General features: G+C 71.6%; 12 protein-coding genes. 3 read left to right on the top strand and 9 right to left on the bottom strand.

Annotated elements, in window-relative coordinates; translation table 11 throughout:
* Together ACSQ11_RS07525 and ACSQ11_RS07520 are read left to right on the top strand one after the other, a co-directional pair.
* Complete coding sequence (locus ACSQ11_RS07525; RefSeq protein ID WP_436004520.1) at window positions 1-786, top strand: exodeoxyribonuclease III; 786 nt, start codon at window positions 1-3, stop codon at window positions 784-786.
* Entirely contained in the window at window positions 783-1661 is an 879-nt protein-coding gene (locus tag ACSQ11_RS07520) for an alpha/beta fold hydrolase (RefSeq protein WP_436004519.1), read from the top strand. The genes ACSQ11_RS07525 and ACSQ11_RS07520 overlap by 4 nt, the downstream gene beginning before the upstream one ends.
* Here the strand turns inward: ACSQ11_RS07520 and ACSQ11_RS07515 are convergent.
* The 3 genes from ACSQ11_RS07515 to ACSQ11_RS07505 are packed head-to-tail and all read right to left on the bottom strand — an operon-like array spanning window position 1645 to window position 4702.
* Complete coding sequence (locus ACSQ11_RS07515) at window positions 1645-3513, bottom strand: hypothetical protein (RefSeq protein ID WP_436004518.1); 1869 nt, start codon at window positions 3511-3513, stop codon at window positions 1645-1647. The two genes, ACSQ11_RS07520 and ACSQ11_RS07515, sit on opposite strands and share 17 nt — an antisense overlap.
* Before the next feature lie 53 nt (window positions 3514-3566).
* Window positions 3567-4172: a hypothetical protein gene (locus ACSQ11_RS07510; protein ID WP_436004517.1), complete on the bottom strand. Its 606-nt coding sequence runs from the start codon at window positions 4170-4172 to the stop codon at window positions 3567-3569.
* Window positions 4169-4702 (bottom strand): RNA polymerase sigma factor, encoded by a 534-nt coding sequence (locus ACSQ11_RS07505; protein WP_436004516.1) that lies wholly within the window; start codon window positions 4700-4702, stop codon window positions 4169-4171. Before ACSQ11_RS07505 ends, ACSQ11_RS07510 begins: the two co-directional genes overlap by 4 nt.
* A gap of 144 nt (window positions 4703-4846) precedes the next feature.
* Here ACSQ11_RS07505 and ACSQ11_RS07500 point away from each other — a divergent pair, with 144 nt between their 5' ends.
* Window positions 4847-5374 carry a superoxide dismutase family protein gene (locus ACSQ11_RS07500; RefSeq protein ID WP_436004515.1) on the top strand — a complete coding sequence of 176 codons (528 nt, stop codon included), beginning with the start codon at window positions 4847-4849 and terminating at the stop codon, window positions 5372-5374.
* 482 nt (window positions 5375-5856) lie between these two features.
* Here ACSQ11_RS07500 and ACSQ11_RS07495 read toward each other — a convergent pair whose 3' ends face one another.
* From ACSQ11_RS07495 to ACSQ11_RS07470, 6 genes are all read right to left on the bottom strand, one after another.
* Window positions 5857-7509 carry an MFS transporter gene (locus ACSQ11_RS07495; protein ID WP_436004514.1) on the bottom strand — a complete coding sequence of 551 codons (1653 nt, stop codon included), beginning with the start codon at window positions 7507-7509 and terminating at the stop codon, window positions 5857-5859.
* Window positions 7490-8194 (bottom strand): LppX_LprAFG lipoprotein, encoded by a 705-nt coding sequence (locus ACSQ11_RS07490; protein ID WP_436004513.1) that lies wholly within the window; start codon window positions 8192-8194, stop codon window positions 7490-7492. The genes ACSQ11_RS07495 and ACSQ11_RS07490 overlap by 20 nt, the downstream gene beginning before the upstream one ends.
* A 93-nt stretch (window positions 8195-8287) precedes the next feature.
* Window positions 8288-9295, bottom strand: a complete 1008-nt coding sequence (locus ACSQ11_RS07485) for a tachylectin-related carbohydrate-binding protein (RefSeq protein WP_436004512.1) — start codon at window positions 9293-9295, stop codon at window positions 8288-8290.
* A 102-nt stretch (window positions 9296-9397) separates the two neighbouring features.
* Complete coding sequence (gene clpB, locus ACSQ11_RS07480; protein ID WP_436004511.1) at window positions 9398-11962, bottom strand: ATP-dependent chaperone ClpB; 2565 nt, start codon at window positions 11960-11962, stop codon at window positions 9398-9400.
* 91 nt (window positions 11963-12053) lie between these two features.
* The gene (locus ACSQ11_RS07475) at window positions 12054-13589 is read right to left on the bottom strand and encodes an LCP family protein (protein ID WP_436004510.1); all 1536 of its coding nucleotides are present in this window, start codon (window positions 13587-13589) and stop codon (window positions 12054-12056) included.
* A 30-nt stretch (window positions 13590-13619) separates the two neighbouring features.
* Window positions 13620-13778 (bottom strand): hypothetical protein, encoded by a 159-nt coding sequence (locus tag ACSQ11_RS07470; protein ID WP_436004509.1) that lies wholly within the window; start codon window positions 13776-13778, stop codon window positions 13620-13622.
* Window positions 13779-13809 lie beyond the last annotated feature (31 nt).

The following is a 13809-nucleotide window of genomic DNA, read 5'->3' as shown; positions in this document are numbered from 1 at the left end:
GTGCGAATCGCCACCTGGAACGTCAACTCCATCCGCTCCCGCATCGACCGTGTCGAGGCCTGGCTGCAACGGACCGACGTCGACGTCCTCGCGATCCAGGAGACCAAGTGCCGTGAGGACCAGTTCCCGTTCGACCGCTTCGCGGCCCTCGGCTACGAGGTCGCGCACCACGGTCTGAACCAGTGGAACGGCGTCGCCATCGCCAGCCGCGTCGGCCTCGAGGACGTGAGCCGCGGCTTCCCCGACCTGCCGCAGTGGGGTGAGCCGGCCGTCGAGGAGGCGCGCGCGATCGGGGCCACCTGCAACGGCATACGGCTGTGGTCCCTCTACGTCCCCAACGGGCGGCACATCACCGACCCGCACATGCAGTACAAGCTCGCCTGGCTCGACACCCTCCGCGTGCAGACGCAGGCCTGGGCCGCGACCGGTGCGCCGTTCGCGCTCATGGGTGACTGGAACATCGCGCCGCAGGACGACGACGTCTGGTCGATGGAGTACTACCTCGACAAGAGCCACGTGAGCCCACCCGAGCGGGCCGCCTTCCAGTCCGTCCTCGACGCGGGGGTCACGGACGTCGTGCGACCGCACACCGAGCCCGGCGACTTCACCTACTGGGACTACCAGCGGCTCGCGTTCCCCAAGCGGCGCGGCATGCGGATCGACTTCATCCTCGCGTCCGAGCCCTTGGCACAGCGCGTGCAGGGGGCCGCCATCGACCGCGAGGAGCGCAAGGGCCAGGGCGCGAGCGACCACGCCCCCGTCGTCATCGAGGTGGCGGACGCGTGAGCACCCCGAGCGCCCAGCGGACCGAGCGCACGCTGAGCATCCCCGCGGCCCACGGTGCCACCCTCGCGGCGTCCGAGTTCGTACCCGCCACGACTCCTGCTCCCGGCGCCCCGACGCTCGTCCTCGCCCACGGCTGGACGCTCACCCGCGCGAGCTGGGAGCCGGTCGTGCAGGAGGTGCAGTCGCACCGGGCCGTGCGCGTCGTCACCTACGACCAGCGGGGCCACGGCCGCTCGACGTGGGGGTCGGTCCGGGCGCAGTCGATCAAGGGCCTGGCCGACGACCTCGCGACCGTCATTGAGGCGACGGCCCCCACAGGACCCCTCGTCATCGGCGGACACTCCATGGGCGGCATGACCCTCCTCGCGTATGCCGGCCGGCACGCCGACGCCGTCCGCGAGCGCGTGCGTGGCGTCGCCCTCCTCTCGACCACCGCCACCGTCGAGGGCCGGCGCGAGATCCGGGGCGAGGCCCTCGCCATGGCGATCGCGTCGCGAGTTCCGTTGCTGCGCATGGGGATGTTCGTCCCGCGCTCGGTCCTGCGCAATCTCAACTTCGGCGAGAACCCCGACCGCGGGCACGTCCGGTCGACGGTGCGCACCATCGCCGGGACCTCGCTCGCGACGACCGGTCGCTACTTCGCCTCCATCCGCGACCACGACGAGTCCGAGGCGCTCGCCGAGCTCGCCGACGTCCCGACCCACGTGCTCGTCGGCACCAAGGACCGGCTCACGCCGGTGCGCTGGGCACACAGCCTGCACGACGGCATACCGGGTTCACGGCTCACCGTGCTCCCCGGCAAGGGGCACATGCTCACCCACGAGGCCACCGACACCGTCGCCGACGCCCTCATCGAGCTCATCGACCAGGGGTGACCCGCTCGCCGTCGCCGTAGGTGTTGAGCAGGACGTTGGCGGCGCCGATCGCGCCGTTGGGGCCGGTCCACCAGCGAGCCTGCGTCGGGTCGAGGACGACGACCGAGCCCGGGCCGACGACGGTCGCCGACCGGTGCGCGCCGAGCCGGATCGCGGTGTCCTCGCCGATGCCCACGGGCGGCGTGCGACCGTCGCGCTGGCCGATGTCGAAGAGCTTGCCCCAGCGGTAGTCGTAGGTGAGCGACGGCACGAGGTTGGCGCTGACGACGCCGAGGCCGCGTTTCCACTGCCCGTCACCGCTGCGGAAGTTGGCGATCGCCTCGTCCTCGTAGTTCGAGCCGGTCGGGTCGGCCTTCGAGGACCACCACTGGCCGAGGACGCCGGCCGCGTGCCGGTCGGCGAGCACCACCGGGGCGCTGGTCACGGCATTGGTGAGGTAGCGCGCGAACGTCCGGTCCGCCACCGCGGCGGCGAGCTTCGTCGGGTCCTCGCCGATCACGACGACGGCCGACGCACCCTTGGTGTCGGTCGGCGTCCCGACGCCGTATGCCGTGTGCTGCACCGCTCCCGGCCAGCCGGCCTCGGTGAGGGCGGCGGCGTAGTCCTGGGCAGCGGGGCTCTCGGACGCGTCGAGCGAGATGACGACGATGCGCGCCGCGGCGGGTGCGCGGGTCGCGGAACGCGCCTCGGCGACGACCTGCTCCAGCACCTGCGTCGAGCCGCCGTCGAGGACGTCACCCCCGAGGTAGACGGTGCCCGAGGCACGGTTCGCCGTCGGCGCCTTCCACTGGCCGGCGCGCGGCGCCGTGACCTGCGACCGTCCGAGGGTCAGCCTGCGGGTGGCGAGGTCGTAGGTCGTGGCCGCGCGGGGCGCGTCGGGGGTGAGGAGGTGGGTGACGACGTTGCGCGTGGACAGCACGTCGTCCTTGCCCACCCAGCGGATCGGCGAGCGCAGGGTCTCGAGGTCGAGGACCGCCGTCGAGGATGCGCCGAAGACACCCGACAGGCGCCGGTCCGAGGTGTTGACGACACCCGTGGCGTAGTCGACACCGACACCGACCTTGCTCCGGCCCCCGAACCGCTCGTCCGACGACGCGAGCGTGGACAGCAGCCGACCGAAGCGCCCCCGCTGGTAGAAGTGCTGGTCGTAGATCGCCCGCTCCGAGCCGAACCGCAGCCCGCGCTCCTGGTCGGCGTCGTCGCCCCACCACATGAGCGAGCTGCCCCGCTTGAGGCCGTCCGAGGCGCCGAAGTCCCCGACGTATCCGTTGATCATCGACCGCGACTCGACCGCGGCACCCGCGCTCGTGCCACCGACGGCGGCACCGCGGGCGAACGCGGCCTCCATCCGGTCCTCGGCCGGGGTGTCGGCCAGGATCGACATCGCCAGACCCTGGTCGCCACCGAGGATGAAGAACCCGTCGGTCTGCGCCGTCACCATGGCGGAGTTCGCCGGGTCCTCGGCGTCGGCCCGGTTGAGCAGCGGGGCGAGGACGGCGGTGCACCCGGTGAAGGGAGCGGTGACGACCGCGTCGCAGGCCGCGTCGACCTGGTCGGTCCGCTCCTGGGCGAGGGCGAGGTTCTCCTCGCGGTCCTCGGGGGCGTCGCCGTAGGAGGACGGGACGACGACGATGTCGACGGTCGGACCGCTCGCACCGTCGGCGGCGGTGCGGGCGAAGCCCTGCAGCGTGGCCAGCGTGTAGCCACCGCCGATCGGGGTCATCGCCGTCGGGACGCCGGCGTGCGCCGAGCCGGCGCTGGCCGGGCCGCCGGCGAGGACGACGCCTCCGAGGGCGAGGGCGGCGGTCGTGGACAGGGCGAGGGTGCGCGCGGCGCGCGACGTCGGGGCCATACAGACAACCTAGGGTGACCTGCGCGTTCCCGCTCGGCGAGCAGGCCCGGGACTCAGGGCACCGGCAGCCGACGGTTGAGCGAGAAGAGCCGGCCGAGCACCGGCATGAGCACGATGTTGAGCCCGTGCAGGATCCCGATGATGAGGAGGATGCCGCCGATCCGCTCGAGCTCGAACTTCACCTGCCCGGCCGTGACGTCGGTGATCGGCTGGGTGAGCGCCCACGTGGGCTCGGGCCCCACGCGCAGGGTGAAGAGGATGTAGGCCGCGAAGATGAGGTAGTAGACGATGTCGGTGAGCACGATGTAGCTCTTGCCGGTGAGCGGGTTGTCGTGGAAGACGTCGGCGGCATACGCCCTGCCGAACCGCTTGATGAACGGACCCAGCCACAGCGCGATGGCGACGAGGGCGAGGTTCGTGGCGACTTCGAGGATCCACCAGGGCATGGCGAGGGCTCCGTTCACTCGGGGCGTGAGGGTGAGGACGGCCGTGACGGCCAGGACGACGACGGCGACGGCGACGGTCGACCACCGGGCCACCGCCCGGCGGCGGGCGCGGTCGGCGGCGATGCCGTCGACGACGCGTTCGAAGAGGTCGGGGGCGGGCTCCACGGGGTAGTCGGACAGGGCACTCGTGAGCCTGTCCTCGAGGTGCGTCATCGGGTGCCCTCCAGGGTCGTCGCGAGGCTGGCCATGCCTCGCTGGAGATGGGTCTTCACGGTGTTGGCCGACAGCCCGAGCGTCTCGGCGATGTCGGGGATCGAGAGGTCGAGGTAGTAGCGCAGGGTCACGCAGTCGCGTTGCCTTCGCGGCAGCGCACGCAGAGCGTCGATGACCTCCTGCCGCTCCGCCCGGGTGTGGGCGTCCTCCTCGGCGGACGGAGCGTCCGGCAGTGCCGACGGGCGGTGCCGGAGCGAAACGAGCCCTCGGCGGTTGTGGTCGCGCGCGAGGTTGATGACGATCGAGCGCAGGTATGCCGCCGCGTTGCCGCGTTGACGGATCCGTCCGGCCGAGCGGGAGAGCCGGATGAACGCCTCCTGGACGAGGTCCTCGGCAGCCGTGCGGTCGTCGAGGTAGAACCGGGCCAGCCGGGTGAGGGAGGCCGCCTCCTGCGCGAAGAGACCGACGACGTCGGGGGCCGCTCCCCCGACGTCGAACGGTTCGAGATCGAACTCGGCAACGGTCTCCATCGCCCTGACAGACGGCCGAGGGGCATGGTTCGGGTGACGTCCCGGACCGACGTCTTTTGTTCCGTATGCCGTGTCACCCGAGGGTGCCGCAGGTGCGTCTGCATCGGTGTCGACTCCCTGTCGACGACGAAGAAGGGACACCCGATGATCACCACCTCACCGCTTCGGACCGCTGTCGGCGCCACCGCCATCGTCCTCCTCACCGCCACCCCCGCGCTGGCACTTGGACCGTTCCTGCGCACCAGCGGCCCACTCACCGACTTCGTGCTCGGCACGCCCGGCCCCTTCGACGGTGCCTCGGCCCGGGTGCAGCTCGTCGAGTCGGCCAAGGGCAGCCACGCGGTCCTCACCGTCAAGGGGATCGACCCCTCCGTGTCGGGGCAGACGTTCGGCGCGCACCTGCACGACGGCCCGTGCATCGCCGGTGACGGGGCGGCCGCAGGGCCGCACTACAACTCGCACGTCCACGGCCAGACGCCCCAGGCAGGTGTCAGCGACCGCACCGAGGTCTGGCTCGACTTCACCGTGGCCGACGGTGCAGGGACGGGCACGGCGAGCGTCCCGTTCGTCCCGCAGCCGGGCAACCGCTCGGTCGTCATCCATGCCCTCCCGACCAACCCGCAGACCGGCGGCGCCGGCCCCCGCCTCGCCTGCCTCACGGTGTCGTGGTGAGAGCCCTCCGCCACCTCGGAGCAGGGCTCGGGCTCGGGCTGCTCACCGGCGCCGTCGCCCGCGGCTTCATGCACCTGCTCACCGAGGACCCCCAGTTCTCATGGGAGGGCACGGGGTTCATCCTCGGGCTCTTCGCCGTCGTCGGGTTGGTGCTCGCCCTCGCCTACGACCTCAGGCTCCGGCACCGGTCCCGCTGGTGGAAGGTCGTCGTCCTGCCTGCCGTGCTGCTCTTCTTCGGACCCGGCAGCCTCTTGCTGCCGGGCGTCCTCGGGTTGGCCCTCGTCGCCTCGGCCCGGCGTTGGGTCCGCGCCCTCGGCGCCGTCGTCGTCGTCGCCTGGGTGGTCATGGTCGGCTACCTCACGGCGACCTCGGAGGAGCCGTTCACCGCCCGCACGGCGCTGGGCTTCGTCGTGATGTCCGGGGTCTGCGCGACGCTCGCCGCGGGTGCTCGGCTCGCCGTCACGGGCTGGGCACCCCGAGGGTCAGCGCAGCTCGTGGCGTCGGGTGAGCCCGAGCGCGACCGAGGCGAGGGCACCGGCGCCGGCGGCGATGGCCGCTCCACGGAAGACCCACTCGACCTGCACCACCGCGGCGTCGAGCAGGGCCTGGCCGTCGGTCTGGTCGGGCAGCGCCGCGACGGTGGCGTAGTACTCGTGCAGCCCGATCGCGGTGAGTAGGGCCAGGCCGACGACCATTCCGATCATCCGGGCGACGACGACGAGGGCGCTGGCCGTGCCGTGGGCGTCCTCGGGTGAGTCGGCGAGGGCCGCGTTGTTGACCGGCGCGAGCGCGAGGCCGATGCCGAGCCCGACGAGGGCGAGGACCACGGTCGAGAACCACTCGGCGAGCGACCCGCGACCCCACGTCGACATGACGACGAGCCCGAGCGCGGCCAGCGCCAGCCCGACGGCGCTCACGAGCCCGTCGCCGAGGTGGCGCAGCGACCAGCCGCCGAGCAACGCTCCGACGGGGACGGCGAGGAGGAACCGCACGAGGACGAACGCGGCAACCGTCTCGCTCTCGGTGTGGACGAGACGGGCCAGCAGGGGCACGTCGACGATGACGGCCACGAGGGCGACCCCGACGCAGAGCGACACGAGCAGCGACCAGCGGGTACGCCCGACCACGACACCTCGGGGCACGAGCGGCTGGCCGGTGCGCCGATGGTGCAGGAGGTAGAGCCCGGCGAGCACGACCGCCACGGGCAGCAGCGCGAACCCGAGGGGGCCGACGACCTCCTTCTCGGGGTTCGCCGCGGCGAAGGTCAGGACGACACAGCCCAGAACTCCGCCGAGGAGCAGCGCACCGAGCAGGTCGGCCCGGCGCAGCACCGACCAGGCGCCGCGCACCCAGAGCGCGATCGCGCCCACGACGAGCACCAGCGCCACCACCCCGATCGGCGTCGCCAAGCGGGACGTCGAGTCCCCGAACGGCACGAAGGGCACACCGAGAGACACCGAGGTCACCAGTCCCTCGGGCGCCGCGAGCGCGAGCCACCCGACCACGGCCGCGACGAGCGTGACGACCAGCGGGAGCGCTCGGGGACGGGACGGCATACCTCCGCCGACGGCGACCACGGCGGCCGCGAGCAGGACGCCGAGCACCGCGTTGAGCCAGAAGATCGCGCGCCAGTCGGCGACGGCGAGGACCGCTGCACCGAGCACGGGACCGAGGACCGAGCCGAGCTCCTGCACCGCGCCGACGACACCGAGCGGGGTGCCTCGGCGATCACGGTCCCAGAGCTGGGCGACGATCGCGAGCGTCGCGGGGACGAGACCACCTCCGCCGACGCCCTGGATGACCCGGCCGGCCACGAGCACCGGCAGCTCGACCGCGAGCGCCGTGACCGCCGAGCCGACGACGAACACGGCGAGGCAGCCGAGGAGCACGCGCTGGCGCGAGGTGAGGTCGGCGAGGCGGCCGATGAGCGGGAGCACGGCGATGTAGCCGAGGAGGAAGCCCGAGATGATCGGGGTCGCGCGCTGGAGCGAGTCGATGCCGAGGCCGACGCCGGACATCATGTCGGTGAGGGCGAGCACGACGACATAGGTGTCGGCGGCGGCGAGCGCCACCGCGACCGAGGCGGTCGCGAGGAGTGCCCTGGGACGAGCGCTCCTAGGGGCGGGTGATCTCAACCGCGGTCCCGTAGCTCTTGAGGCGCAGGGTGAAGACCGATGTCGTGCCCGCGAAGAACGGCCCCTTCATCTCGGCGAGCTGGAGCCGGTCGCCCTCGGCGATGCCGTAGGTCACGTCGAAGGTGCCCGTGCCGTCGCCGAGGTTGAACAGCTCCTTGATGCGGGAGCCGGGCAGCGTGCCGGTGTACTGCTGGAGCACCGCCGCGCCGTCGCGCACCTCCTTGCCCGCCTTCGGGTCGACCGTGTCGACGAGGAGCTTCGAGATGCCCTTGGCCGGGTCGAAGAAGTTCGACGGGTTGGGGGCGCCGAGCTCGGCGAGGTCGGTCGGGTTGTAGCCGGGCGTGAAGAACTTCATGTATGCCGCGTCGCCGATCGTGATGACGTCGGCCGACCCGGCCACGCCCTTGATCGTCGCGGTGACGCTGCCCTTGAACTTCGGCTCGGTCGCGCTGATCTCACCGGTGCCGAGCGCGCCCGTGACGCCGTTCTCGGTCTTGGGGACGTCCTTGCTCGTGAGCTGGAGCCCGACGAACTTCGCGCCGTCGAAGGAGGCCTTGGCCGCCGTGAGCGCAGCCTTCGGGTCGACCGTGGCCTTCGGCTCGCCGCCACCGGAGCAGCCGGTGAGCAGGGCCAACCCGACAGCGGCCACGGTGGCCGACCTGGTCAGCAGAGCGCGTCGTCGCATGGCGCACACCCTACTGGCCGGTTCTGGAGACGGGTGTGGGCCCGGACCCCTCGAGGTCCGGGCCCACACCGTCAGCCGGTGGTGCGTCGACGATCAGTCGAAGACGAGACCGACGATCCCGCTGCCGACCTTGCCGGCCGCCGCGATGTCGGCGCCCGAGAGGTTGAAGCCGTTGTAGTCGCGGTAGGCGTAGACGTCACCGATGCGGTTGACGCCGACGATGGGACGCGAGCTGGAGGCGCAACCGCCCACCGAGATGTGGGTGAAGCCGGCCCAGCCGGTGCTGCGGAGCTGGAAGCCGTTGTAGCCGCTGCCGTCGGTGCGGAAGAGGTACTCGTTGAGCGCACCGGACTTGGTGATGGCGAGGAAGCCGTCGACCGTGCGGCCGTTGTAGGTGCCACCGCCGGCCGGGGCCAGGGAGTAGACGTTGGTCCAGCCGGAGGCGCCGACGATCCTGGCGCTCTGGACGGTGCCGCTGGCCGAGAGCTGGTAGCGGGCGATGCTGCCGGCGGTGTTGAGGGCGTAGATGCGCCCGGTGCCGGTGCCACCGATCTCGCGGACACCCGCCCAGCCGGACGGGGCGACGAGGGTGCCGACGGCCGAGACGACGCCGTTCTTCTCCTCGACGCGGACGGCGTGGAGCTGGCCGTCCTTGACCGCGACGTACTGCTCGACGTAGGGCTCGGACGAGACGACGCGCACGAACGCCATGACGTCGGGCTGGGCCGGGACGCCGTTGAGGATGATCCGGCCGACGCCGTAGCCCGAGAACTTCGAGCCGCGCAGGAAGTACTCACCGAGGGAGGTGTTGGCCGCACGGTGGAAGACGAGACCGCAGTCGGTGGGCAGCGCGGCGGCAGTGGCCGTCGCCGTCGACGTGGCAGCCGAGGTGCGGCTGCCGGCCGCACCCTTGACCGGCTTCTGGTCGGCGCCCAGCGGCACGGCGGACTGGGCCGCGTACTTCTGGTTGTGCTTGAGGTTGGTCCCCTCCCGCAGCTGGGGATCCTTCGCGACGGCGCTCGGCACCGTGAGGGCGAGCATCGCCAGACCGGCGATGGTGATGGCTGCCGCGCGGGCGCGCGCGGGACGTGCAGTGGTCATGATGGATCCCCTTGAAAGAGCTGGTCCGCAGGTGAGCGGCGAGCGAACAGTAACGCCCGGTGTGCGCCCCGACAAGGGAATTGGCGATATCTCGCCAGGTCGTCACCGAAGGATGAGCGTGTCGCCCTCCCGATCCACCGTGACCGTCTGACCGTCGCGGACCTCGCCCGCCAGGAGGGCGCGCGCGAGCCGGTCCCCGATCTCCTTCTGCACGAGCCGGCGGAGCGGACGAGCACCGTATGCCGGGTCGTATCCGGTGTCGGCGAGCCACTCGCGTGCCGCATCGCTCACCTCGAGGTCGATCCGGCGGTCCTTGAGCCGCAGGCCGAGGGCGCGCACCTGGAGGTCGACGATGTGGGCGAGCTCGTCACGGCTCAGCGGGTCGAAGACGACGACCTCGTCGAGCCGGTTGAGGAACTCGGGCTTGAACGCCGCGCGCACGGTCGCCATGACGGCATCGTGCTTGGTCGCGGGGTCCGTCGTCGGGTCGATGAGGAACTGGCTGCCGAGGTTGCTCGTCATGACGAGGATGACGTTGCGGAAGTCGACCGTGCGGCCCTGGCCGTCGGTGAGGCGGCCGTCGTCGAGGACCTGGAGCAGGATGTCGAAGGTCTCGGGGTGCGCCTTCTCGACCTCGTCGAGCAGCACGACGGAGTAGGGCCGGCGGCGCACCGCCTCGGTGAGCTGTCCGCCCTCCTCGTGGCCGACGTAGCCGGGAGGTGCACCGATGAGTCGGGCGACGGCGTGCCGCTCGGAGTACTCGGACATGTCGATGCGAACCATCGCGCGCTCGTCGTCGAAGAGGAAGTCCGCGAGCGACTTGGCGAGCTCGGTCTTGCCGACACCGGTGGGCCCGAGGAAGAGGAAGCTGCCGGTCGGGCGGTCGGGGTCGGCGATGCCCGCGCGGCTGCGACGGACGGCGTCGGCGACCGCCTGGACGGCGGAGGTCTGGCCGATGAGGCGCGAGCCGATGATCGACTCCATCGAGAGCAGCTTCTCGGTCTCGCCCTGGAGCAGGCGGCCGGCGGGGATGCCCGTCCACGCCGAGATGACCTCGGCGATGTCGTCGGCGCCGACCCGCTCCTTGACCATGAGGTCGTCGCCGCTGCGGGCCACCTCGGCCTCGCTCGCGGCGGCGAGCTGCTTCTCGAGCTCGGGGATCTCGCCGAACTCGATCCGGCTCGCGGTCTCGAAGTCGTACTCGCGCCGCGCCTTCTCCAGACGGGTGCGGGCCTCGTCGACCTGGGCCTTGAGGTCACCGACCCGGTTGAGGCCGGCCTTCTCGGCGTCCCAACGGGCGTTGAGCGACGAGAGCTGCTCGGTCCTGTCGGCGAGGTCCTCACGCAGCCTCGCCAGGCGCTCGACCGAGGCCTCGTCGGTCTCGCGCTCGAGGTGCAGCTCCTCCATCTTGAGCCGGTCGACGGCGCGACGGAGCTCGTCGATCTCGACGGGGCTGGAGTCGATCTCCATGCGCAGCCGCGAGGCGGCCTCGTCGACGAGGTCGATCGCCTTGTCGGGCAGCTGACGGCCGGTGATGTAGCGGTCGGAGAGGGAGGCGGCCGCGACGAGGGCGGTGTCCTCGATCTCGACCTTGTGGTGCGCCTCGTAGCGCTCCTTGAGCCCGCGCAGGATCGCGACGGTGTCCTCGACCGAGGGCTCTCCGACGAAGACCTGCTGGAAGCGGCGCTCGAGCGCGGGGTCCTTCTCGACGTGCTCGCGGAACTCGTCGAGCGTGGTCGCGCCGACGAGCCGGAGCTCACCTCGGGCGAGCATCGGCTTGAGCATGTTGCCGGCGTCCATCGCGCCCTCGCCGGTCGCACCGGCGCCGACGACGGTGTGGAGCTCGTCGATGAAGGTGACGATCTGGCCGTTGCTCGCCTTGATCTCCTCGAGGACGGCCTTGAGCCGCTCCTCGAACTCGCCGCGGTACTTCGCGCCGGCGACCATCGCGCCGAGGTCGAGGCTGATGAGCCGCTTGTCGCGCAGGGACTCGGGGACGTCGCCGTCGACGATGCGCTGGGCGAGGCCCTCGACGACGGCGGTCTTGCCGACGCCGGGCTCGCCGATGAGGACGGGGTTGTTCTTCGTCCGGCGCGAGAGCACCTGGACGACGCGGCGGATCTCCGAGTCACGCCCGATGACGGGGTCGAGCCTGCCCTCGCGCGCCATGGCGGTGAGGTCGGTGCCGTACTTCTCGAGCGACTCGCTGCCACTCTCCTGCGCCTCGGACGTCACCTTCCGCCCGGCCCGCAGCTCGTCGACACGGGACTCGACCGCAGGCGCGGCGGACCGGTCGACGCCGGGCACCGCGCCCTTCTCGACGAGGGCGAGGACGAGGAGGTCGGTGGCGAGGTGCGTGTCGCCCTTGGCGGACATGAGGGTGCTCGCCTGCTGGAGCACCGCGAGCACGGCCTGCCCGAGCGACGGAGTCGCCGCAGTCGGACCGGAGCTCACCGGCATACCCGAGAGCGCGGAGCGCGCGGCCGAGGTGACCGCGTCGACGGTGGTGCCGGCCGCCTCGAGCAGCGCCGGGGTCGACGTGTCCGGCTGCTCGGCGAGGGCCAGCACGAGGTGCGCGGGCGTGATCTCGGGGTGCCCCGCCGCCTGCGCGGTGCGCTGGGCGAGGGCCAAGGCCTCGGCGACCTTGGTGGTCGGCGTGAGTTCCATCGCGGCTGTCTCCTGAGGGTCGTGACGTCACGGGTTCATCAGGTGCAACGAGCACAGAGTTGAGTTGATTCCACTCAACTCTGCGCCCGGTTCAGCAGGTGGCTCCCAGTTCCTGGACCTCGTCCGTGGGCTCGCTCGGGCTCGGGGTGCTGGAACCGGAACCCGAGCTGCTCGGTGTCCGGCTCGGTGAGGGGGCGGAGGTGGTCGGGGCCGGGGTGTTCTCCGGTGGGTCGATCGCGGTCCGGACGAGCTCGCGGATCTTGGCGAAGTCGGGCCGGGTCACGCGGACGACCTTGTTGGTGATCGGGAGGCTGCGGATCGAGCCGGTGTCCTGCACCGTGCCGATGAGCTGGGCCCAGGCCGGCAGCTCGGACGTCGGGATGTCGACGGTGAGGTTGTCCTTGACCACCTCGGCGAGCTTCGGGTAGTTGCGGAGCAGCTGTACCGGGTCGGCCTGGTCGATGATCGCGCCGGTGACGCACCGCTGACGACGCATGCGGCTGTAGTCGTCGCTGCCGGCGCGCGAGCGGGCGTACCAGAGGGCGTGGTAGCCGTCGAGGTGCTGCGGACCGATCTCGATCCACCGCTCCTTGCCACCGGTGAAGACGATTCGGCCGTCGACGAGCTTGCAGGAGACGCAGACACGTTCCTTGACGTCGATGTCCACGCCGCCCATCGCGTTGACGAGGGCCTGGAACCCCTGGAGGTTGACGACCAGGGCACGGTCGATCTCGAGGCCGAGGATCTCGGAGATGACGTCGCGGGTCGACGTCAGGCCCGGGTTGTCGTTGCCGGGGAAGAGGTCGGGGTGGTCGGTCGCGAGGGTCCAGATGCCGTTGAGCAGGCACTCGTCCCCGCAGTCGTAGCCGTTGGGGTACAGCGTCGACAGCGGGTTGCTCTTGGGGATCGGCACGCGCTCGAGGTTGCGCGGCAGGCTGAACAGGACCGTGTCTCCGGACGTCGTGTCGATGCTCGCGACCATCATCGAGTCCGTGCGCACCCCGATGCGGTCGTCGCCGGCATCGGAGCCGAGCAGCAGGACGTTGACGCGGGGCTGGTCCGCCCACGCGTTGGCGGTCGCCTCGTCGGCATTGGCGTTGTTGCCACCCGTGAGGACCTGGACGACGTCCTGCTGGATCGCGAGGTAGCGCACGGCGTTGGCCGCGGGTGCGACGACGAGCAGGCAGCAGACCGCGGCGAAGAGCGCCCTCCAGCCGCGCCCGGGCCCACCGGGTGAGGTCTCCCGGGCGGTGAGGAGGATGCCGGCGCACCACACGATGGCGCCGACGGTGGTGGCGACGAGCATCGCCACGAGGACGCGCGGACGGACGGCGAGGTCGAGCGCGGCGACGACGAACCCCTTGCGCCACGCATAGAACAGCCCCAGCGAGACGAGCAGCACCGCACTCCCGAGCAGGAGGAGTCCGAGACCACGTCGCCGGGTCGGGATGAGCCCGGCGCCGGGGAGGATGGTGCTCAGCGCGGTGAGACCGAAGAACCGTCCCGGGGTGGCGTTGGTGTCGTACTCGTCGTAGTCGTCGACGTCGTCGTCGACGTCGTCGTCGTGGTCCTCGACGTCCTCGGCGCGCCAGGCTCCGCGGTGGCGGCGCGGGTTCTCAGGGGGCACGTGCACATCATGCCGCCAACGGCACGCGAATCAGCGAGGCTGCGCCGAAGTCGCGCCCGGATCGTTGCCCACGTCGAACCAGGGCGAGGCGCCCAGGGCGACGAACGTGGTCACGACCGGACCGTATGCCGGGTGCCCACCGTCGTCGGCGGCCCTCACCCGACGCGTCGGGAACGTCTGGGCGAACATCTCCCGACACCTGCTCGAAGGGGTGGCGGCC

This window comes from Knoellia sp. LjRoot47 (genome assembly GCF_964253435.1).
GTDB lineage: Bacteria > Actinomycetota > Actinomycetes > Actinomycetales > Dermatophilaceae > Knoellia.
This window is presented reverse-complemented; position numbering and strand designations above follow the sequence as displayed.